Below are 20,822 nucleotides of genomic sequence, written 5' to 3' on the forward strand. Positions count from 1 at the left end.
GCAGTCCGGGTGCTGCACTCAGGGCTTGGAGGCGGGGGTGTGCGTGACAGTCGTGTTCTGCGTGCCGTCCGGATTGCGGCTCCGGTCCACGAGGCGCTGGCCGCCACGCGGGCCGGTGGTGGTGCTGTCAACCGCACCGTCCGCGCCGCGGCTGCGGTCGGTCGTGGTCACGCCACCCTTGGGGCCAGTGACGGTACGGTCGGTCAGGCCATCCGCACCGCGCGAGCGATCCACATTCGTCACGCCACCCTTCGGGCCGGTCACGCTGCTGTCAATCGCGCCGTCCGCACCGCGGCTGCGGTCGTAGGTGGTGGTCGTGCCGTTGCGGTGGGTGACCGTGGTGTCCACCACGCCGTCCGTGCCGCGGGAGCGGTCCACGCTGCTGGTGCTGCCGTCGCGGTGGGTGTAGTTCTTGTCGACCAGCCCGTCGCTGCCGCGGCTGCGGTCCAGGCTGCTGGTCTGACCATTGGGGCCGGTGACCGAGCGATCCGTCAGGCCGTCCGCGCCTCGCGAGCGATCCACGGTACTTACGCCACCCTTGGGGCCGGTGACCGTGGCGTCCCGATTGCCCTGCGCGTCTCGATAGCGGTCCACACTGGTGGTCTGGCCCTTCGGTCCGGTGACGGTGCTGTCGGTGAGGCCATCCGCACCGCGCGTTCGATCCACTGCGCTCACGCCGCCCTTGGGCCCGGTGATGGTGGCATCGCGGTTGCCTTGCGCATCGCGGAAGCGGTTGACCTGGGTGGTGCCGCCCTTGGGGCCGACGGTGGTGCTGTCCACCAGGCCGTCGCTGCCGCGTGCCCGTGTGGTGGTCCGCGTGCCTGCCTGCGGCTTGGCCGCGTTCGCAGCGTGGGCGCCGCGCTCGCGGGCCTGAGCATCGGGTGCGGCGCTGACGCCGCCTATGGCGATCCATGCCATGGTGATCGCCAGAGCAATGCGCGAGATGGCGACGGTGGGTTGTGAGCTGCTGGACATGTGGAGTTCCTTTCGCGAAGCGTTGTATTGGCCGTGGAACAGCCGGACGGCTGCTCGGGGGCTGGGTCCCGGGGCGCTTCTGCGTTGTTCAGGGACCAAGCTTAGGTTGCACAACGCGCCGCAGCGCAGGCACGGCCATGTCGTTTGGCTGCGAACGCTTCATGCTTGAAACATGTACCCGGCGCCATCGCAATTGCCGCAAGATCCGCTTACAAGCAGGCGAGTTTGAGTTCTCCAGGCGCCTCTGCTGTCCGACCGCAGTCTGTGAGGACCCTTTGCGGCTGTTGCAGCGCTGAAGCAATCGAGAGGGATGCCTGTCTACACTCGTCCCGCATGAACCCAGACGCCAACCAGCCTACTGTGCTGCTCGTGGACGATGACCGCGAGCTGGTCGAGATGCTCTCGGGTTTTCTGGCCGGCCATGCGCTCACGGTTCGGACTGCCGGCTCTCCTGCGCTGGCCGAGCCTCTGCTCAAGCGCGGGGGCATCGATCTGGTGCTGCTGGACTACATGCTGCCTGGTGAAACGGGCATGCAGTTTCTCAAGCGCATGCGCCAGCAGGGCATTGAGGCGCCGGTGGTGATGTTGACCGCGCGCGGCGATCCGATTGACCGGGTGCTCGGACTGGAACTCGGTGCGGACGACTATGTGGCCAAGCCCTTTGATCCGCGCGAACTGCTGGCACGCATCAGGGCGGTCTTGCGGCGAACCGTTGCGCAGCGCGACGCCACGCCGTTGGCGAGCTATCGCTTCGGCCCCTTCACGCTGGACGCTGTGGCGCGGACCCTGAACTTCGTGCGCGCGGGCCAGGCGGATCAGGAGCCGATCGATCTCACCAGTGCCGAGTTCAAGCTGCTGATGGCGTTTGCGCAGAATCCTCGACAGACTTTGAGCCGCGAGGAGCTCACGCGCGCGGTCCAGCCTGGCAACTACGAGCCGCTGGCGCGGGCCGTGGATGTGCAGATCGCGCGTCTGCGCAAGAAGCTGCTGGCGGCGGCGCCGGAGCACGACCTGATCGCCACCGTGCGCGGCGAGGGCTATGTGTTCACGCCGCCTCGTGCCTGAGCGCGAAGCCGCCAAAGCATGAGGCGTATGTTTTCAAGCCTGATGGCGCGTGTCTTCATTGCGCAGCTGCTGGCTGTGCTGGCCGCCATACTCGTGTTCGCCCTGCTGATCAGCTACGGCTTGTCGCGCACCTTTGCTGATGGCTACGCCGATCGCTGGGCACCCGCTTTGATGCAATGGCCTTCAGGTGACGCGCTCGCCGTGCGCTTGGCGCTGGAGGACGCGCTCGGTGATCGCGTGATTGTGGGCCTGCAGCCGCCGCCGGCCCCGCGCTCTCGCGTGCCGCGTTTTTCAATGCGTTTCAATGCGCTTGCCGACGAGCTGCGTGCGCGTGGCGTGCCGTTGACCGAGCTGCGCGTGAGCGGACGATCGGGCCGTGCCGTCATCTGGTTGGCGCTGAGTTACCCGGACGAGCCTGCACGCTGGCTCGGCGTGGCGACGCCCGTGGAAGGCGCCGAGATTCCTGCGCGGGTGCTGGTCTGGATCCTGGTCTGTCTGTGCATCATCGCGTCGCTCGCCTGGGCGCTGTCGCGCTGGCTGACGGCACCGATGCGGGATCTGGCGCAGGTCATGCGCCGGGTACAGCAGGGCGACCGGGGCATCCGCGCGCCTGAGGCGGGTACCGCCGAGCACCGTGCCCTTGCCCAGGGGTTCAATCAGATGATGGACGCGGTGGCTGCTGCGGAGCGTGAGCGCGACATCATGCTCGCCGGGGTGTCCCACGATCTGCGCTCGCCGCTGACGAGGATTCGCATGGCGGCCGAAATGCTGCCCGATGCCGCGGCGCGGGAGCGCATCGCACGCAATGTGGAGCAGGCCGATCAGGTGCTGGCGAGCTTTCTCGACTTCGTGCGACTGGATCACGCTCCGCTGTCGGACCCGATCCATCTCGCCGATCTTCTCGATGAGCTGGGCGCGGCGAACGCGATGACCGTTGAGCAGGTGAAGATCGACATTCCAGGCCGGATTGAGCTTTGCGGTCACGCCCTGTTGCTGCAGCGCGCGATCCAGAACCTGCTGGACAACGCCCTGCGCTACGGATCTGCGCCAGTGGAGCTGCAGGCGTTCAGGCAGGCAGACTCGATCTTCATCGAGGTCAGTGACGGCGGTCCGGGCATGAGCGCCGATGAGGTCCAGGACGCACTCAAGCCGTTCGTTCGCCTGCCGACTCACCGAGAAGGCGCGGGCAGCGGGCTGGGTCTGGCGATTGTGGATCGCGTCGTGCGGCGGCATGGCGGCCGCTTGACGCTGGCTCGGCGTGGTGAACGCTTTGTCGCCAGCGTTGAGCTGCCCCTGACTGGTGCAGCGCGGACTACGCCTGGCTAGAACGCCGGGCTAAAGGCCAGCCAAGGACGTGGCTACCTTGAGCAGGGGCTCGGTGCGTTGTGCGTAGGGGCTGAAGGTCAGCACCCAGAGCGCGCCTGCTGTGCAGGCGATGAGCGCAATTGCGACCAGCACACTGGCAGAGGGCTTCTTCATGCCGAATCCTCCATCGAGATGCACTGCTTCGGTGCCGAACCGGCAGTGACAGCGCAAGTGCTGCAAGGATCGTGCCGCAACGCCCTGCGCTGTCGCATTGCGCAGATGTGCGACGCCTACTTGGCCCGCCAGCGATCGGGTGCCTTGACTTCAACCGGAGGCAGCAGGGCGCGCTTGGCCGCGGGCTGCTCGCGCAGGTATGCGTCCCAGAATCGGGTTGTCAGCAGCGCGATCAAGGCGTGATGGGTCGGTTCGAGCTCATCGGTAACGGCCTTGCGATCTCGGCCGAGCGCACGGCGCACGCCCCTGGACATGCGCTGGCCCCCGAACGTCATGTGATCGGCATCGGCGAGCAGCAGCTCGTACTTGTCTCCTGTGGGTAGCGCGTCAAACACGGCCTGCCGGTTCTCCGGGGTGGCGCCGGTGCCGGCCACGTCGCCGTCCAGCGTGCCGGTGAGCGCAAAGAACGGAGCGCGTACGCCGGCAAAGCGCGCCGAGATCTCCGTCGGTCCGCGGCCTGCCGAGGGGGAGAAAGCGATGAACGCCGACAGCCGCGGTTCGTTGAGCGCGGCGATGCGCGGGTTGAGTTGTTGTCCGGCCATGGCCTGCGTGGTCCATGCGCCAAAGGAGTGACCGGACATCCCGATGCGCTTGAGGTCTGCGCCGCGCAACTCGCCTGCAGCCTGCTGGCGAGCAAGCTCGTCAAGGACGAAGCGCACATCGCCCACTCGCTGCGCAGCCGCGTCAGCCGACATGGCCTTGCGTGCACCGCCGGCGCGCACCGACGGCGTATCGCTGCCTGCATGCTGCATGTGCAGGACGACGTAGCCCGCAGCTGCCCAGGCTTCACCCCAGGCGGTGCCTGCGTCGAGGTTTCCGCCTAAACCATGCGAGAACAGGATCACAGGGCCGGCGGCTTGCTGCGGCATCCGCAGACGGACAGGGACTTCGCGATTTCGCTCGCGGTCCGTCCAGACGAGATCACGAGGTGCAACCGCGGCCTGCGCCTTGACGCCCGGCAGGGCGCCAAGGGCCAGAGCGCTGGCGATCCATTGCAGGTGTTGGCGACGGGTCTGGTGTGTCATGGGGGTTCGGAAGCAAAGCGGTGGGTCCAAGGGCGCGCAGGTCGGACGGTCAGTGCGCGAGGTGGATTGTGACGTCACCTGTGCGTGCCCGCAGCAGGTGCTGGTAACGGCCTGCCTCTTGCATGTCAGCCTTGTAAACTTGAAGAGCATGCGTTGAGCCGATCTGCCAGCGGTTCGAGGGCGGTTTTGCCCAGGCCAGATTTCCGCGCCAGCCGAATCCGCAAGACGCAGATAGACCACCACGGCCGCATCCCGGGCGCTGGCGTAATCCAGCGCCCAATTTGTTTTCTGTGGTGGGCTTGTGTTCCGATCAGCCGACCCCATATCCGCGCTGGCTTGATTGGCGCAAACGCGGCCAACGAGTCAGTGGCCCTCCAAAACCTGTAGATCAATGAGCAACAACGAAGCCCATCAATCCGCGTCCGAGCAGGCTGCCGAGTCTGCGATCGGCGCTGAAACGCATTCCGAAGTCGAAGCCGACCTGAACCAGCTGCTGCAGGACGCCCAGGCCAAGATTGCAGAGCAACAGGACGCGCTGCTGCGCGCCCGGGCCGAGGTGGAAAACATCCGCCGGCGCAGCGCCGATGAAGTGAGCAAGGCGCACAAGTTCGGTATCGAGAGCTTTGCTGACTCGCTCCTGCCTGTGAAGGACAGCCTGGAAATGGCACTGGCCGACAGCAGCAGCGACGCCGCCAAGCTTCGAGAGGGTGTGGAGGCCACGCTCAAGCAGCTCAAGAGCGCTTTCGAAAAGAACCACCTCAAGGAAGTGGCCCCGGCCGCGGGCGACAAGTTCGACCCGCACTTGCATCAGGGCATCAGCATGGTGGCCAGCGAACTGCCGGCCAACACCGTGGTCAGCACCCTGCAGAAGGGCGCCATGATCGCGGACCGCGTGCTGCGCCCGGCGCTGGTGGCTGTGTCCTCCGGCCAGAAGCCGGCCTGAGCCGGCACGGCAGCAGTGCCCCATGGCTGAATCCACCGACTTCTTCGAGCGCTTTGCCATGCAGCCGGTGGATGCCGCCGGGTTTGATGCAGCGCTCGCGGCGGCACCGGATCTGGCCTGCGTGTACTTCTGGGGCGAGCACTGCTTCAACTGCGAGCAGTTCAAGAACGCGGCTCAGATTGCGCCGCAGCGCCTCCAGGCCCTGGGTGTGAGCTGGTTGCACGCCAATGTGTATGCCGACACCGCGCTGGGCCGGCGCTTTGGACTGCATGGCGTGCCGGCGTTCTATTTCTTTGCGGCCGGTCGCAAGCTTGGGCGCATCACGGGCTGGCAGGGTTTTGAGCACTTTGCCGGCGTCGTGGCTGACCTGCGAGCGCGCCTGGCGAGTGAAAAGCAGACCGAGGACAGTGTCCAGACCGCTTGAAAGCGGTCAAGTTATCCACAAGTTCGAATCATCTTTGTTTATCAGAGCTATCAAGGGACTACATCATGGGAAAGATCATCGGCATTGACCTCGGGACGACGAACTCCTGTGTCGCGATCATGGAGGGCGGTGCGCCCAAGGTGATCGAGAACAGCGAGGGTGCACGCACCACGCCGTCGATCATCGCCTACATGGAAGACGGCGAAGTGCTCGTGGGCGCGCCCGCCAAGCGCCAGGCCGTGACCAATCCAAAGAACACGCTGTATGCAGTCAAGCGCCTGATCGGCCGCAAGTTCGCCGAGAAGGAAGTCCAGAAGGACATCAGCCTGATGCCGTACGCCATTGTCCAGGCCGACAACGGCGACGCCTGGGTCGGCGTGCGCGACAAGAAGATGGCGCCCCCGCAGATCTCTGCCGAAGTGCTGCGCAAGATGAAGAAGACGGCCGAGGACTATCTCGGCGAGCCGGTGACCGAGGCCGTGATCACCGTGCCGGCCTACTTCAATGACGCCCAGCGCCAGGCCACCAAGGACGCAGGCCGCATTGCCGGCCTGGAAGTCAAGCGCATCATCAACGAGCCCACGGCCGCTGCGCTGGCCTTCGGTCTGGACAAGAACGAGAAGGGCGACCGCAAGATCGCGGTGTATGACCTGGGCGGCGGCACCTTCGACATCTCGATCATCGAGATCGCCGATGTCGATGGCGAGAAGCAGTTCGAGGTGCTCTCCACCAATGGCGACACCTTCCTCGGTGGCGAAGACTTCGACCAGCGCATCATCGACTACATCATCGGCGAGTTCAAAAAGGAGCAGGGCGTGGACCTCTCCAAGGACGTGCTCGCTCTGCAGCGTCTGAAGGAAGCCGCCGAGAAGGCCAAGATCGAGCTGTCCTCCAGCGCCAGCACCGACCTGAACCTGCCCTACATCACGGCTGATGCCTCGGGCCCCAAGCACCTGAACATGAAGCTCACGCGGGCCAAGCTGGAAGCGCTGGTCGAGGAGCTCATCGAGCGCACCATCGAACCCTGCCGCATCGCCATCAAGGACGCCGGCGTGAAGGTCAGCGACATCCACGACGTGATCCTCGTGGGTGGCATGACCCGCATGCCCAAGGTGCAGGAGAAGGTCAAGGAGTTCTTCGGCCAGGACCCGCGCAAGGACGTGAACCCCGATGAAGCGGTGGCCGTCGGTGCCGCCATCCAGGGCTCCGTGCTCTCCGGCGAGCGCAAGGACGTGCTGCTGCTGGATGTCACCCCGCTGTCCCTGGGCATCGAGACCCTGGGCGGCGTGATGACCAAGATGATCAAGAAGAACACCACGATCCCGACCAAGTTCAGTCAGGTGTACTCGACGGCCGACGACAACCAGCCGGCCGTGACCATCAAGGTCTTCCAGGGCGAGCGTGAAATGGCCGTGGGCAACAAGCTGCTTGGCGAGTTCAATCTCGAAGGCATTCCGCCGGCGCCGCGCGGCCTGCCGCAGATTGAGGTCACCTTCGACATCGACGCCAACGGCATCCTGCACGTCACGGCCAAGGACAAGGGCACCGGCAAAGAAAACAAGATCACCATCAAGGCCAACTCGGGTCTGACCGAGGAGGAAATCCAGCGCATGGTGAAGGACGCCGAGGCCAATGCCGCCGAAGACGCCCGCATGAAGGAACTGGCCGATGCCCGCAACCAGGCCGATGCCCTCGTGCACAGCACCAGGAAGGCCCTGACCGAGTACGGCGACAAGCTTGATGCCGGCGAGAAGGAAAAGATCGAAGCTGCGATCAAGGAACTCGAAGACGCATCGCGCGGTGGCGACAAAGCCGAGATCGAAGCCAAGACCGCTGCTCTGGGCACCGCCAGCCAAAAACTGGGCGAGAAGATGTACGCCGACATGCAGGCCCAGCAGGCCGCGGGCGCAGCCGGTGCCGGCGCGGCCGGTGCGGCTGGCGCAGGTGCGGCCGGTGGCGAGGCCAAGAAGGACGACGACGTGGTCGACGCCGACTTCAAGGAAGTCAAGCGCGGCTGAAGCTTCACGCGCAAGCGCCGCAAAAGGCACAGCGTTCGGACGCAGATCCGGGCGCTGTGTCTTTCGCACTTATGGAATCCGCCAGGAATCGCGAGTAGTTGATGGCAAAACGTGACTATTACGAAGTGCTCGGAGTGGCCAAGAACGCCTCCGAGGACGACATCAAGAAGGCGTACCGCAAGCTCGCCATGAAGTACCACCCGGACCGCAATCAGGGTGAGGGTGACGAGAAGGCGGCCAAGGCGGCGGAGGAGAAGTTCAAGGAGGCCAAGGAGGCCTACGAGATGCTCTCGGACGCCGACAAGCGTGCGGCCTATGACCGCTATGGCCATGCCGGCGTGGACCCGAACGCCGGCGGTTTCCGCCCGGGCGGCCCGGGCGCGGAGGGTTTCGGCGGCTTCTCTGATGCCTTTGGCGGCATCTTTGACGAGATCTTCGGCGGCGGTCGCGGCGGCGGCCGCGGGCGCGGCGATGGCCCGCAGGTCTATCGCGGCGCGGACCTCAAGTACGCCATGGAGATCACGCTTGAAGAGGCCGTGATGGGCGTGGAGAAGACGATCAAGGTGCCCAGCTGGGATGAGTGCGACGCCTGCCACGGTTCGGGCGCCAAGCCGGGCACCAAGCCCACGACCTGCCCGACCTGCGGCGGCAACGGCACGGTGCGCATCCAGCAGGGCTTCTTCAGCATCCAGCAGACCTGTCCGCGCTGCCACGGCTCGGGCAAGATCATCCCCGAGCCCTGCGTGAAGTGTGATGGCCTGGGCAAGCTCAAGCGCCAGAAGACGCTCGAGGTGAAGATCCCCGCGGGCATCGACGACGGCATGCGCATCCGCTCCAGCGGCAATGGCGAGCCCGGGATCAACGGCGGCCCGCCCGGCGACCTGTACGTGGAGATCCACGTCAAGGAGCACAGCGTCTTCCAGCGTGACGGTGACGACCTGCACTGCAACGTGCCGGTCAGCTTTGCGCAGGCGGCACTGGGCAGCGACATCGAAGTGCCCACCATCGGCGGCAAGGCAGCCATCTCGATTCCGGAGGGCACGCAGTCCGGCAAGACCTTCCGTCTGCGCGGCAAGGGTGTGAAGGGCGTGCGCTCGGGCTACCCCGGTGATCTGTACTGCCACATCCAGGTGGAAACGCCGGTCAAGCTCACCGAGCACCAGAAGAAGCTGCTCAAGGAGCTGGACGAGTCCCTGCACAAGGGCGGCAACAAGCACTCCCCGCAGGAAAAGAGCTGGACGGACAAGGTCAAGGACCTGTTCAGCTGACGCTCGAGTTACGGGCAGAAGCGGGGCGCCGGGTGCGCCCCGTTTTGCTTTCACTCAGCGCGTGGCGCTTTGGATCTGCCCGAGCTGGGCGTTCAATGCGGCTGCGTTGATCAGGCCCATGTGCGCGTCGCGGATCGTGCCGCGCGCGTCGATGAACAGCGTGGTCGGCAGCCCGCGCGAGCCCACCGCAGGGCCCAGGCTGCTGCGCGCATCCAGCAGGACCGGATCAATGCTCAGCCCCTGTGCCGCCAGAAACGTGCGGATCGTCTCTGGCGAATCCCCCTGATTCACATAGACGAAGCGCACGTTCGGGTGGGCCTGCTGGGCCTGTGCCAGCAACGGGAGTTCTGCTCGGCAAGGGCCGCACCAGCTCGCCCAGAGATTCACGACTATAGGTGCGCCCCCGGCGATCGCCGCCAGCGGCTGGGCGGGTCGGCCATCGAGCCGCTCGAAGGCCTGTACAGCGAACGCCTGGGCGCGCGAATCGCTGCCCCACTGCGCCATGACGAACTGCCCTGATCCCCACAGTGCGAGGCCCGCCGTACCGGAGACGAGCAGCGCGCGGCGCAGGGGCTCGCGTCGCCAGACCAGAGCCATCAACACCAGCGCGCCAGCCAGCAGCCCGGCTGGCCACCACCAGCCGCCATCACGCACGTCGATGATCGCGGCCGGTTGCGCCGCATACGCCGTCCAGTTCAGCGCGATGTGACCGATCCGGGCACCGAGCAGCGCCGCGCCAAGACTCCACCAGAGCGCAGACTCTGCCGAACCGGCGTGTGCCGCGCCCGCCAGACGCCGCCCGAGCCAGATGGCCAGCAGCGCAGCGGCCATGAGCAGCACCGGTGCCAGCGGCAGGGCGAGTGGGCCGATTGAGATGGAAAGCATGTGCGCGGATGAGGCGGTTCCGGGGTGGCGGGAGTGCGCCACGCGGAATCGTGCCAGAGGCGCGCGCGACTTTTGTCAGCGTGGTGCGGAAAAAGAAGGGGCACATTCCGGAAGGATGCGCCCCAATGATGGCCGAATATCAATGATTAAACACTATGAAAACGTTGCTCTCCGCTTGGCTAGAGCCAATATTGGTCCATCGACATGTCCATAGAAATATGGCCGCAAATGGTCGATCAGAACTTGCTCCACAGGCGCACGAAGTAGGCCGCGCCGTTCAGCCCGAACTGCACGCTCTCGTACTTGAAGCCGTTGTCGGTCTCGTTGGCGTCCTGGGCAGTCGGCTTCACGTTGAAGATATTGGTGCCGCCCACCGTGATCTTGGTGTTGGGGGTGAGGGCGTAGGTGAAGGCCAGATCCGCCGAGGTCTTGGCGGCGTACTGCTGGTTGGGCACGCCGTTGGCCGTGCCCGAGAAGGTGCCCAGGGTCTGCTTGCCGAAGTAGATGATCTTGAGGTCCGAGTTCCACGGCCCGCGCGTGTAGTCGAAGCCCAGGATGGCCTTCTGCTGCGGCGCACCCTGTTCGAGGAACAGGCGCTCGCGCTCGGAGAGCAGCACATCCTCGAAGCCTACGAGTGAGGGTGGCGTGTTGATCTTCTTCACGCGCGTCTTGCTGTAGTTGTAGGCCAGGAAGGTGCCGAACTTGGCGCCCATCAAGTCAGTGCGGTGCGATGCGGTCAGGTCAATACCGCGCGTGTTGGTCTTGACACTGTTGACGAAGAACTGCGCCTGGCCCACGCCCAGATTGGCCAGAATGGTGCCCAGCGCCGGATAGTTGGAGGCATCGAAGCGCCCGGACAGCACGATGCGGTCCTTGATGTCGATGTTGTAGAGGTCCGCCGTGATTGCAACGGCCTTGCTGGGCGTGAGCGTGAAGCCCAGGGTGCTGCTCTGCGACTTCTCTTCCTTGAGCTTGGGAATGCCCGCCGCATTGGCGATCGTGCTCCCGTTCGGGGCGAGCACCACGTCGAGCGCCTGGCCGCTGATGAAGTCCGTGAAGGTGGACGAGAAATACACCTGCTGCAGCGAGGGCGCACGGAAGCCGGTGCTGGCCGAGCCGCGCAGCAGCAGGGTGTCGGTAGCCTTGTAGCTGGCAGCCAGCTTGCCGGTGAGCGTGCTGCCGAAGTCGCTGTAGTTCTCGGCGCGCAGCGCGGCGGCCAGCTTGAGCTGCTTGGAGAGGTCGGCTTCGACGTCCACGTAGGCGGCGTAGCTGTCGCGGCTCTTGTTGGTGGCATCTACCGGCTGGAAGCCCGGGAAGCCCTGGCTGCCGGCGTTGCCGCCGGCCCCGACGCCGTCGGCATCGATGTAGGAGCCGCGCTCGCCGGCGAAGATCTTGTAGGTCTCGCGGCGGTACTCGGCGCCGAAGGCCACGTTGGTGCCGCCCAGCAGGTTCGGGAAATAGCGGCTCATGTCGAAGTTGGTCGTGAGCTGCTGGAAGGAGAAGCCGCCGGCGTCGAAGGCCGTGGCGCTGATGCCGCGGCCGCCGTTGGTCAGGTCGAGGTTGGCGATCGATGCGTTCAGGGTGTTGGTGATGCGGTACTTCAGCTTGTTGAAGCCGTAGGTCTGGGACACATCCGTCGTCCAGTCGCCCCACTGGCTCTTGTAGCCCGCAATCACATAGCGGTCGTCCACGTCGCCGTTGATGAAGGGCACGAAGCCGTTCGGGTACATGGCCGCCGAGTTGCGCGAGGGAATGTCGCCTGAGCCGACGCCGCCGCGGGCAAAGGCGCCGGACGATGCATCACGCTTCTGGCCGCCGAGCGTGAAGTAGAACTGCGCGTCGCCACTCGTGGGCACCGTGCCGTTCAGGTAGATGGTGCCGTTCTTGGTGGCGGTGTCGCCGATGATGCGCGGGTTGCCCGGCTCGGCGCGGTTGGAGCGGCCGCGGTCAAGGTACTCGCCGGTGATGCCCAGGCTGCCGCGGTCGCCGAGCTTCAGGCCGCAATAGGCGCTGCCCAGGTAGTTCTTGCCGTCGCCTTCCGAGTACTGACCGTAACCCAGCACGCCCTCGCAGCCCTGGCGGCTCTTCATCGTGATGTTGATCACGCCGGCAATGGCGTCCGAGCCGTATTGGGCAGCGGCACCGTCGCGCAGCACTTGCACCTGATCGATGGCCAGCAGCGGGATCGCGTTCATATCCGTGCCGGTATTGCCGCGGTTGCGCGCACCGAACAGGTTCACCAGGGCCACTGTATGGCGGCGCTTGCCGTTCACGAGCACCAGTGTCTGGTCCGAGCCCAGCCCGCGCAGGGCAGCAGAGTCGATCAGGTCGGCACCGTCCGCACCGGTCTGCCGTGTGGAGTTGAAGGAGGGCGAGCTGTACTGCAGGCTCTGCGCCAGATCGAAGTTGCCGCCCTGTTCGGCGGCCTTGGTCATCGGGATAACGTCGATGGGCACCGGAGAGTCGGTGACCGAGGCGCGCGCACGGCGCGAACCCACCACGGTCACTGTATCCACGGTGGTGGCTTCATCTTTTGCGGGAGTGGCTGGTGCAGGCGCGGTCTGCGCGAGCAGAGCCGGTGCCACGGTGCTCGAAACCACGCCGAACAGGCCCAACAGGGCCGCCTTGCGAATATCCATGGGTGTCCTCCCGATAGTCTGACGAATGCCCGAACGCCCCCGGGCAATGCCGTCCCCCGGGGCGTGCGGTCCAGGTGATGCTCGGTCGATTGTTGCGGCGCCGCAGGGCCCACAACAAGCAATCGGCCGCGCTTGAATGCGGCACATGCGCAGATACAACGGTTCGCGGCTTGCCGGTTCCGGTGGCAGGCAAGGCGCGGTGCGCACAGTGCGTGCGCAAAACAACGGGGCGCACTCCCTGGTGGAGGTGCGCCCCGTCGCGGCCTGCGCATTGCCCCGGACCAGCCGGGGCCGCCCACGCAATCAGCTCGACTGCATGATGACTGCCCGCTCGCCGTTGGGCAGGGTCGTGGTCTGGCCGGGCTTCTCGAGCTTCACACCCGCTTTACCCACCTGCACTGGCAAGGACACCGCGCTCACGCGGCCAGCCTGTTCAGTGAAGACGTTGATGAAGTACACACCCTCGGCAGTGGGCGTGAAGCTGACCTGCTGCTGTTGCGGCGGGCCGGCCTTCAGGGCCTGCATGCCGGTGGCGCGGGCGAGCTTGACGTTCTCGCCCTTGACCTCGACGCGTGCGCCTTCCGGCGAACGCAGACCGCCCAGTTCGATGGTGAGAGCGACGGGTTCGCCGACCTTGGGTGCGGCCGCCATGCGCCAGCGCACGCTGACGCCGGATCCACCTTTCTTCATCGGTGCCTGAATCCAGGTGCCGGGCTTCTGCGCATTTGCGTGACTGCTTGCACGGGCAGGGCCTGCCGAAGACTGCGGGCCGGTGCTGGCCAGTGCGCTCGCCGTGAGCAGCGCGCAGGCCAGGGCGGTGAGTGCGGTGTGGGTCATGTTGCGTGTCCTCACTCAGTTCACGTTGATGTTGAAGCAGCGCTGCGTACTGGCCGGCGCGGAGCTGTCCAGGTTGTAGTCATCGAGCACCACGACCGCGTTGCCGGCTTGCAGTGCAACGCCGGACAGCGTCTCGGAGCCTGCGACCGCGGAAAGCGCGTCTGCGACGCGCCGACCCTGAAAAACCGAGAAGTCCGGGTCCGAGGCCGGCGTGGGCGCGACGTCTGTCACGGTGATCGTGTAGTTGCGAGTGGCCGGGACGGTGATGTTCACGTACGCAAAGTTGCGCAGCTTGTTGCCCGTTCCGTTGGCGTTGTTCACGCAGACCTGAACGTTGGTGTTCAGTGTGGTGTAGCTCGTGTAGATCGGCAGGACACCGGTCTGACCGGCGCTGTTGGTCTCACCGACGCCCAGCGCATCGGCGGCCGTGGCGATGCCCTGATCCGTCAGGATCGGGGCCAGCGTTGTGGCGGCCGCGCTGCCAGCGCCCACGGCATCGCGCAGCGTCTTGGCAAAGTTGTGGATTCCGGTGAGCGGTGTGCCGTTCACGAAGGCCGTGTTGGTCATGGCAGTGAAGATCGGCGAGAAGCCAGCGCCGTTTCGGCCAAGCTGGTCATACAAACTCCACAGGACGTACTGCACAGTGTCCTCACGGAACCAGCCAGCCGGCCGCGTGTCGCCTGCCGCGCCTGTGCCGGTGCGCCGGCTCACGTTGACGGCGAAGCCGCCGCCTTGATTGGCGCCCAGCGAATCGCGGTAGATCGGGTCGTTCCAGACCATGCCGGACCACGCATTGCCCCAGCCCTCGGAAAAGGCCAGGCGGAAGTCCTGCAGCTCATTGCCGGTGTGCGAGCCGCCCGGCGAGTCATCGCGTGAGAAGGCGCCCTGGAAGTAGTGGCCCCATTCGTGGGCCACCACGTGCACGTCGTATTCGTCAGTGTCCGTATTGGCCGCGCCGAGGATGAACAGGCGATGCACGCCGCCCGAGCTCCCGCCATAGAACGAGGTGCCGATGCAGCCCTGCGCGAGACCGCAGGTCTGCGTCTGTGCGGCCGGCCGGTTGTTGACGCTCCAGAACATGTTCAGTGACGGGAAGGTCGCTGTCGAGTTGGCCTGCAGCACGCGCTGTACGGCGGCGTACGCCGTGTCGAGAATCGAGAACGGCCCCGCCGCGCGCGTTGTTGCGTAGCTGGTGCCGTTCCAGCCGGACGCAGCACGCAGGTTGCAGGCCGTGTTGCCTGCGGCGCCGCTGTTGCAAGTCTGTCCGAGTGCGTAGATGGCATCGGATTGCGTGTTGTCGCGCACCGCGATCGACCAGCGTGGCGCCGGGCCGGTTGGATCGCGCAGCAGCTGAGCATTCACGATCACCTGCACATTCACGCTCGCCGGCACAGCGACAGAATAGAAGCCGTTTTCGTCCGTGCTGGTACTCGCATAGACGCCGTTCGTGGCTGGATTGATGGCCTGCACCAACGCGCCGCGAATCGGCTTCTGGGTGATGCTGCTGTAGTCCAGTGCGCCAGCGGGTGAGCTTCTCACCGAGTCATAGGTGGCTGTTCCAGACAACGTGACGTTGCCTGCCGGCGGCGGAGGAGGTGGCGGAGGAGGCGGCGGTGGTGGGGGAGGTGGAGGCGGCGGGGGTGGAGGGGGAGGACTGGTCGGAGGCGGGGGGGGCGAACTGCCGCCTCCGCCACCACAGGCTGCCAGACCGCCCACCACGATCGATGCCGCCACGACGGCGGCCAGAATCTTGCCGGTTCTTGCGTCCATTGCTGCTGCGCTCCAGAGGCTTACGCTGACTCGACAAGCGTAGCAGCGCCGCGGCCGACCGTGCTCGCTCCAATTGGGGGTAGGCGCTGATCCGGAGCGTTACGGGATGTAGCGGCACCCTCGCCCCAGCCGGCGCCGGTCAGTAGGCGTGAACGGCGTCATCCGGAAAGCTGCCGTCCTTGACCGCAGCGACATAGCGCCGGATGGCCTCCTGCACGGATGGCGCACCATCCATGAAGTTGCGCACGAAGCGAGGCAGCTTGAAGGGCGTGATGCCCAGCATGTCATGCAGCACCAGCACTTGGCCGGCGCAATTTCGGCCGGCGCCGATACCGATGGTGGCCATGTGCTTGAGCTCGGCTGTCAGCTCGGTGGCCAGTGCCGCGGGCACCATCTCAAAGACGCAGAGCGTGGCGCCGGCGTTTTGCAAGTCCTTGCATTCCTGACGCAACCGGGATGCACCCGCGTCATCACGTCCCTGCACACGGTAGCCACCCAGCGCATGCACGCTCTGCGGCGTCAGGCCGACGTGGGCGCAGACCGGAATGCCGCGCGCCACCAGAAACTCCACCACGGGCGCCGTCCAGCCACCGCCCTCGAGCTTGACCATCTGGGCGCCGGCCTGCATCAGTGCGCAGGAAGAACGGTAGGCCTGCTGGACGTCCTCGTGGTAGCTGCCGTAGGGCAGGTCACCGATCAGCCAGGCCGTGCGGTTGGCGCGGGCCACGCACTGCACGTGATAGGCCATGTGCTCGAGTGTGACCGGCAGCGTGGACGTATGGCCTTGCAGCACCATGCCGAGCGAATCGCCGACCAGAATACAGTCCACCCCGCAGTCGTCCAGCACCTTGCCGAAGGTGGCGTCGTAGCCGGTGAGCATGGCGATCTTCTCGCCCGAGGCATGCATCTCGCGCAGCTTCAGGAGCGTGACCGGCTTGCGCGCGGTGGGCGTGGCGGCTTGGGCAGGAGAGTTTTGTGCGCTCATGTTCTTCGTGGGCTCGATGACGAAACGATCTCGGCGCTGCGCGCCTCATGACGGAATGACCGCAAGCGTAGTCGGTGGTTCGGCGTAGCGCGTCAAGCGGGGGGAGTGGTTTCCCGAGAGCCGGCTCGACTCTGGCGAGTCATGAAGCCCGGTTCTGCAATCTCGAAAGAGCGACCCGGACCAAGTGCCGAGGCTCCATATCCCCCCTTCAGGAGGGGGGACGCAAGGGGGGAGGGGTCACACAGCGCCAAAGGCGGAGCCTTACGCGCCCTCAAACGAAGCTGAAGGTGCTCGCACGGCGAGATTCAAACGGGTGAATACGAAAGTCGCACATAGACGGGCGCGTAAGGCTCCGCCTGTGTGAGCTCGATCAGGTTTTCCTTGGCAAGCTCCAGAAGCGCAATGAAGTGCACCACCACCACCTGAAGGCCCTTGGCGACCACCTGATTGGCCTCGAAGAGGTCCGTGAATTCCACGAACTTCACGCTCTGCAGGCGCTTGAGGATCTGGCTCATGTGCTCGCGTACCGAGAGCTCTTCGCGCGTGATCTTGTGGTGCTGGTTCAGGCGGGCGCGCTTCACGATCTCGGCCCAGGCACCGACGATGTCGACCAGGCCCACCTCGGGGTGGCGCGGCGTGAGGCGCTCTTCCACGAACACTGTGGTGGCAAAGAAGTCGCGGCCCTTCTGCGGCATGGCATCGAGCAGGCTGGCGCCGGTCTTGATGCGCTCGTACTCCAGCAGGCGGCGCACGAGTTCGGCGCGTGGGTCCTCTGCCTCGGTGCCATCGTCCTTCTTCTGTACCGGCAGCAGCATGCGGCTCTTGATCTCGATGAGCATCGCGGCCATCAGCAGGTATTCGGCGGCCAGCTCCAGATTGCGCACGCGGATCTCGTCCACGTACTTCAGGTACTGCGCCGTGACCTGAGCCATCGGGATGTCGAGCACATTGAAGTTCTGCTTGCGGATTAGATACAGCAGCAGATCCAGCGGGCCTTCAAAGGCTTCTAGAAAGACCTCCAGCGCCTCGGGCGGGATGTAGAGGTCCGTGGGAAGGTTGAACAGGGGCTCGCCGTACAGGCGCGCCACGGCGAGTGTGTCCACCACCTCCGGCGGGGAGGGCGGCTGCGGCTCGTCGATGATGACTTGATCGGTGGACAAGCGAATTACTTCTTGTCAGCCAGATCGTTGTTGGTGCCGTAGACGTAGGCCTTCTGCGGCACGCGGGCGTCGCCGGCAGCGCGGGCAAAGTCGCGGTCGATCTCCTTGTCCCAGAGCAGGGCGCGGCCTTGGCGTTGCCGCTCTTCCAGGCCGGGGCGCTCGTCGCGCAGCTTCTTGATGAACTGGGTGATTTCAGATTCGTACATGGCGAATGTCTTTGTGGCCGGGCTCAGATGCGATCTGCGCCCCGAAGCGAAGCATTTTACGTAGGTGCGGGAGATGCAGCGGCAGCAATCAGCGCGGCCTCGAGGGTAGGGTGACGGTCGTCGGGCCCGAGCAGGGCGCCAAAGCCGCTGCGGTCGATCAGATTGCCCGGCTGGTCGATCGCCCCCGCAAGCAGCAGGCGCACGCCAGCCTTGGCGCAGGTGGCGTGCAGGGTCTGCAGCGCTTCCAGGCCGCTGGTGTCCATGTAGAGCACGTTCTTCAGGTCCAGCACCAGCACGCGGGCGGGCAGTGCGTCGGTCAGTCGCTCAAGGTGATGGACCGCGCCGAAGAACAGGGCGCCATAGAGCCGCCAGGCGGCGATCCCGGAGTGCTTGTCGCCAAGCACCGGGTAGGTCCTGGCAGATGCGGCCTCGAGGTGCGTGAGGCTCGAAATCCGGTAGATGAAGGTGATGCAGGCGATCACCAGGCCGACTTCCACTGCCACAGTCAGGTCCACGATGACGGTCAGCAAGAAGGTGCCCAGCAGGCTCGCGCGGTAGGGCCAGCGGAACTGCGGCAGGCGGGCGAACTCGCGCCACTCGCCCATGTTCCAGGCCACGAACATCAGGATGCCGGCCAGCGCCGCCAGCGGCACCTTGCTGGCCAGCGGCGCGGCCACCAGCACCACCACCAGCAGGGTGAGCGCGTGCACGATCCCGGAGACGGGCGTGGCGCCGCCGCTCTTCACGTTGGTGACGGTGCGGGCGATCGTGCCCGTGGCCGGCATGCCACCAAAGAAGGGCGTGACGAAGTTGGCAATGCCCTGTGCCATCAGCTCCTGGTTGGGGTTGTGCCGGTCGCCAGTCATGCTGTCTGCCACGCGGGCGCAGAGCAGGCTTTCAATTGCGCCCAGCATCGCGATCGTCAGCGTGGGGATGAACAACTGCTTGACACTGGCCCAGCTGAACTCCGGCAGGGCAAACGCCGGCAGGGCGCGCGGAATGTCGCCGAACTTGCTGCCGATGGTCTCCACCGGCCATTGCAGCCACGCCACGAGTGCCGTAGCCAGGATGAGCGCCACGATGGTGCCAGGCACGCGATTGAGCTTCGCACGCTGCACACCAGCGACCTTCCAGCCGGGCAGCGCGAAGCTCCACAGCACCACCAGCGCGAGTGACCCGCCCGCCACGGTCAATGCGTATGGATTGATGCTGCCGATGTGCTCGGCCAGTGCGCGGATCTGCGCGAAGAAGTCTGCGGGCATGCGCTCGATTCGCAGGCCGAGAAAGTCCTTGAACTGCGACAGCGCGATCAGGACTGCGATGCCGTTCGTGAATCCGATCACCACCGACACTGGAATGAAGCGCACCAGCCCGCCGAGCCTCAGCGCTCCCAGTGCAAACAGCAGTACGCCAGCCAGCGCGGTGGCAATGATCAGGTTGGCCACGCCGTAGCGCTCGACGATGCCGAACACGATCACGATGTAGGCGCCCGCCGGCCCGCCGATCTGCAGCCGGCAGCCGCCGAGGGCGCTGATCAGCAGTCCCGCGATGATCGCCGTGAAGATGCCCGCCTGGGGCGGCAGGCCGCTGGCAATCGCAAAGGCCATGGCCAGTGGCAGCGCCACCACGCCCACCGTGACGCCGGCTGCCACATCGCGCGCGAGCAGAGCGCGGTCGTAGCCGCGCAGCGCGTCGAGCAGATAGGGCCGAAACTGAAGACGGGCCAGCAGGCGACGCGCGCCGCGTTCAGGGGTGTCTGGCAATCGGGGCGCCCTCCCAAGCGCAAACCGCAAGCTTGCAAGGAGTGTGCCGCAGCCCTGCTTGCGCAGGATCAAGTTCGGTCGATCTGGCCTGGATTCGTAAAGCTAGATTCGCTCTGGGCAAGGATCTTCAGGCCAAAATGGCTGGAAAGCCGCACCAGACAAGCGGAAAACCCAGGTCAGACCGCAACGGGGCTCGCGCTGGCAGGCGCGAGCTCTTGTCTGCGCACGGCGCATGCGCCGCGAAACCCGCAGACAAGCGGAAAGCCTTTCCAAGACCGCACGGAGGCAAGGCTTGCAGGCCTCGCCCCTGGCGCTGGGCGGTGCCCGACGAAGCCCCAGCTCCAGCGGAAAGCCCAGGTCAGACCGCAACGGGGCCCGCGCTCAACCCGCCAGCGCCAGCAGCAAGGGTGTGCTGACGGCCGCGATGGCTGTCGAGATCACCATCGCACCGGCAATCACCGGCTGCTGGGTGTTGAACTGCCGCGCCATGATGTAGACGTTCACCCCGGTGGCCATGGCGGCGGTGAGGATGACGGCCAGGGTCTCGGTGCGCGGCAGGCCGATCAGCACCGCCAGCAGCCAGACCAGCAGGGGCTGCGCCACGGTCTTGATCAGCGCGATGCTCAGGCTTTGGCGCCAGGCGTCGCCGATGGCGTAGCGCGCCAGTCCCATGCCGAGCACGAGCAGCGCCACGGGCGCCGCGGCCTTGCCCACCCAGCTCAGGGGGACGTCCAGCCAAGCCGGCAGTTTGCCCAGGGTCGCGCCATACAGTGTGCCGAGCAGAATGCCTGCCACGATCGGGTTGGTCAGCACGCCGCGTGTGGTCTTGCCGATGCCGGCCACCGACAGGGCGCCGTGCTTGCCCCATTCGATCGATACCGTGACCAGTGTCCAGAGGATCAGCGCGTTGAAGACGATGATCAGCGCCACGGACGGGACCGCCGCTTCACCCAGCAGCACCTTGGTCAGCGGCAAACCCAGCAGCACGATGTTGGAGAACACCCCGCCCAGCGCAAAGACCGAACCCGCGGTGCTGTCGAGCTGAAACATGCGTGCGCCGATGAGCCGTCCCAGCGCAAACACCGCCAGACAGCTGCCGAAGTACACGCCCAGCAGGCGGATATCCACGGGCGGCAGCTCGTGGGCCTGCGCCATCAGACGGAACAGCGTGGCCGGCAGCAGCACCACGAAGCAGAGTCGGTTGAGCCATTCGGTCACGGCCTCCGGCACACCAGCCAGCCGCGTGGCGGCATAGCCCACAGCCACGAGTGCAAACAGCGGGGCAGACAGCAGCAGGAGCTGCAGGAAGGCGTTCAGAGT

At 65.8% G+C, this 20,822-nt stretch carries 18 protein-coding genes; 6 read left to right on the forward strand and 12 right to left on the reverse strand.

Going from position 1 to position 20,822, the window contains the following annotated elements:
• Positions 1-18: 18 nt before the first annotated feature.
• A complete protein-coding gene (locus ACMDW7_RS06390; RefSeq protein WP_377302256.1) occupies positions 19-975 on the reverse strand; it encodes a hypothetical protein in 957 nt (318 codons plus the stop codon).
• 333 nt (positions 976-1,308) lie between these two features.
• Between ACMDW7_RS06390 and ACMDW7_RS06395 the strand changes: the two genes are divergently transcribed.
• Positions 1,309-2,040: a response regulator gene (locus ACMDW7_RS06395; protein ID WP_377302254.1), complete on the forward strand. Its 732-nt coding sequence runs from the start codon at positions 1,309-1,311 to the stop codon at positions 2,038-2,040.
• Positions 2,041-2,067: 27 nt separating this feature from the next.
• Entirely contained in the window at positions 2,068-3,366 is a 1,299-nt protein-coding gene (locus ACMDW7_RS06400; RefSeq protein WP_377302252.1) for an ATP-binding protein, read from the forward strand.
• Positions 3,367-3,375: 9 nt separating this feature from the next.
• Here ACMDW7_RS06400 and ACMDW7_RS06405 read toward each other — a convergent pair whose 3' ends face one another.
• Together ACMDW7_RS06405 and ACMDW7_RS06410 are read right to left on the reverse strand one after the other, a co-directional pair.
• Positions 3,376-3,519 (reverse strand): hypothetical protein, encoded by a 144-nt coding sequence (locus tag ACMDW7_RS06405; protein WP_377302250.1) that lies wholly within the window; start codon positions 3,517-3,519, stop codon positions 3,376-3,378.
• 116 nt (positions 3,520-3,635) lie between these two features.
• The gene (locus ACMDW7_RS06410; RefSeq protein WP_377302248.1) at positions 3,636-4,604 is read right to left on the reverse strand and encodes an alpha/beta hydrolase family protein; all 969 of its coding nucleotides are present in this window, start codon (positions 4,602-4,604) and stop codon (positions 3,636-3,638) included.
• A 391-nt stretch (positions 4,605-4,995) separates the two neighbouring features.
• Here ACMDW7_RS06410 and grpE point away from each other — a divergent pair, with 391 nt between their 5' ends.
• From grpE to dnaJ, 4 genes are all read left to right on the forward strand, one after another.
• Entirely contained in the window at positions 4,996-5,547 is a 552-nt protein-coding gene (gene grpE / locus ACMDW7_RS06415; protein ID WP_377302246.1) for a nucleotide exchange factor GrpE, read from the forward strand.
• A gap of 22 nt (positions 5,548-5,569) precedes the next feature.
• Complete coding sequence (locus ACMDW7_RS06420; RefSeq protein ID WP_377302244.1) at positions 5,570-5,971, forward strand: thioredoxin family protein; 402 nt, start codon at positions 5,570-5,572, stop codon at positions 5,969-5,971.
• A gap of 65 nt (positions 5,972-6,036) precedes the next feature.
• Entirely contained in the window at positions 6,037-7,989 is a 1,953-nt protein-coding gene (gene dnaK / locus ACMDW7_RS06425; protein ID WP_377302242.1) for a molecular chaperone DnaK, read from the forward strand.
• 101 nt (positions 7,990-8,090) lie between these two features.
• Positions 8,091-9,257, forward strand: a complete 1,167-nt coding sequence (gene dnaJ / locus ACMDW7_RS06430) for a molecular chaperone DnaJ (RefSeq protein WP_377302240.1) — start codon at positions 8,091-8,093, stop codon at positions 9,255-9,257.
• A gap of 54 nt (positions 9,258-9,311) precedes the next feature.
• On the opposite strand, the gene ACMDW7_RS06435 is transcribed toward dnaJ, so the two are convergent.
• The 9 genes from ACMDW7_RS06435 to ACMDW7_RS06475 all read right to left on the reverse strand — a co-directional run bounded on the left by ACMDW7_RS06435 (position 9,312) and on the right by ACMDW7_RS06475 (position 20,819).
• Positions 9,312-10,142, reverse strand: a complete 831-nt coding sequence (locus ACMDW7_RS06435) for a prolipoprotein diacylglyceryl transferase family protein (protein ID WP_377302238.1) — start codon at positions 10,140-10,142, stop codon at positions 9,312-9,314.
• Between the two features lie 236 nt (positions 10,143-10,378).
• Positions 10,379-12,781, reverse strand: a complete 2,403-nt coding sequence (locus ACMDW7_RS06440) for a TonB-dependent receptor plug domain-containing protein (protein ID WP_377302236.1) — start codon at positions 12,779-12,781, stop codon at positions 10,379-10,381.
• A 303-nt stretch (positions 12,782-13,084) separates the two neighbouring features.
• The gene (locus ACMDW7_RS06445; RefSeq protein WP_377302234.1) at positions 13,085-13,618 is read right to left on the reverse strand and encodes a hypothetical protein; all 534 of its coding nucleotides are present in this window, start codon (positions 13,616-13,618) and stop codon (positions 13,085-13,087) included.
• Between the two features lie 15 nt (positions 13,619-13,633).
• Positions 13,634-15,157 (reverse strand): hypothetical protein, encoded by a 1,524-nt coding sequence (locus ACMDW7_RS06450; protein ID WP_377302232.1) that lies wholly within the window; start codon positions 15,155-15,157, stop codon positions 13,634-13,636.
• A 370-nt stretch (positions 15,158-15,527) separates the two neighbouring features.
• Positions 15,528-16,373 carry a 3-methyl-2-oxobutanoate hydroxymethyltransferase gene (gene panB, locus ACMDW7_RS06455; protein WP_377302230.1) on the reverse strand — a complete coding sequence of 282 codons (846 nt, stop codon included), beginning with the start codon at positions 16,371-16,373 and terminating at the stop codon, positions 15,528-15,530.
• Between the two features lie 305 nt (positions 16,374-16,678).
• Positions 16,679-17,533 (reverse strand): segregation and condensation protein A, encoded by an 855-nt coding sequence (locus tag ACMDW7_RS06460; RefSeq protein WP_377302228.1) that lies wholly within the window; start codon positions 17,531-17,533, stop codon positions 16,679-16,681.
• A 5-nt stretch (positions 17,534-17,538) separates the two neighbouring features.
• On the reverse strand, positions 17,539-17,739 hold the full coding sequence (locus ACMDW7_RS06465) for a DUF3460 family protein (RefSeq protein WP_377302226.1): 201 nt from the start codon (positions 17,737-17,739) through the stop codon (positions 17,539-17,541).
• Between the two features lie 56 nt (positions 17,740-17,795).
• On the reverse strand, positions 17,796-19,502 hold the full coding sequence (locus tag ACMDW7_RS06470) for a SulP family inorganic anion transporter (RefSeq protein WP_377302224.1): 1,707 nt from the start codon (positions 19,500-19,502) through the stop codon (positions 17,796-17,798).
• A 381-nt stretch (positions 19,503-19,883) separates the two neighbouring features.
• Positions 19,884-20,819: an AEC family transporter gene (locus tag ACMDW7_RS06475; RefSeq protein WP_414859646.1), complete on the reverse strand. Its 936-nt coding sequence runs from the start codon at positions 20,817-20,819 to the stop codon at positions 19,884-19,886.
• Between the last annotated feature and the right edge of the window lie 3 nt (positions 20,820-20,822).

The organism is Piscinibacterium candidicorallinum, assembly GCF_047549485.1.
Taxonomy (GTDB): Bacteria; Pseudomonadota; Gammaproteobacteria; order Burkholderiales; family Burkholderiaceae_C; genus Piscinibacterium; species Piscinibacterium candidicorallinum.

Coding starts and splice junctions, on each gene's coding strand:
- ACMDW7_RS06390 (WP_377302256.1), bottom strand. CDS start 975: ATGTCCAGCAGCTCACAACCCACCGTCGCCATCTCGCGCATTGCTCTG.
- ACMDW7_RS06395 (WP_377302254.1), top strand. CDS start 1,309: ATGAACCCAGACGCCAACCAGCCTACTGTGCTGCTCGTGGACGATGAC.
- ACMDW7_RS06400 (WP_377302252.1), top strand. CDS start 2,068: ATGTTTTCAAGCCTGATGGCGCGTGTCTTCATTGCGCAGCTGCTGGCT.
- ACMDW7_RS06405 (WP_377302250.1), bottom strand. CDS start 3,519: ATGAAGAAGCCCTCTGCCAGTGTGCTGGTCGCAATTGCGCTCATCGCC.
- ACMDW7_RS06410 (WP_377302248.1), bottom strand. CDS start 4,604: ATGACACACCAGACCCGTCGCCAACACCTGCAATGGATCGCCAGCGCT.
- grpE (WP_377302246.1), top strand. CDS start 4,996: ATGAGCAACAACGAAGCCCATCAATCCGCGTCCGAGCAGGCTGCCGAG.
- ACMDW7_RS06420 (WP_377302244.1), top strand. CDS start 5,570: ATGGCTGAATCCACCGACTTCTTCGAGCGCTTTGCCATGCAGCCGGTG.
- dnaK (WP_377302242.1), top strand. CDS start 6,037: ATGGGAAAGATCATCGGCATTGACCTCGGGACGACGAACTCCTGTGTC.
- dnaJ (WP_377302240.1), top strand. CDS start 8,091: ATGGCAAAACGTGACTATTACGAAGTGCTCGGAGTGGCCAAGAACGCC.
- ACMDW7_RS06435 (WP_377302238.1), bottom strand. CDS start 10,142: ATGCTTTCCATCTCAATCGGCCCACTCGCCCTGCCGCTGGCACCGGTG.
- ACMDW7_RS06440 (WP_377302236.1), bottom strand. CDS start 12,781: ATGGATATTCGCAAGGCGGCCCTGTTGGGCCTGTTCGGCGTGGTTTCG.
- ACMDW7_RS06445 (WP_377302234.1), bottom strand. CDS start 13,618: ATGACCCACACCGCACTCACCGCCCTGGCCTGCGCGCTGCTCACGGCG.
- panB (WP_377302230.1), bottom strand. CDS start 16,373: ATGAGCGCACAAAACTCTCCTGCCCAAGCCGCCACGCCCACCGCGCGC.
- ACMDW7_RS06465 (WP_377302226.1), bottom strand. CDS start 17,739: ATGTACGAATCTGAAATCACCCAGTTCATCAAGAAGCTGCGCGACGAG.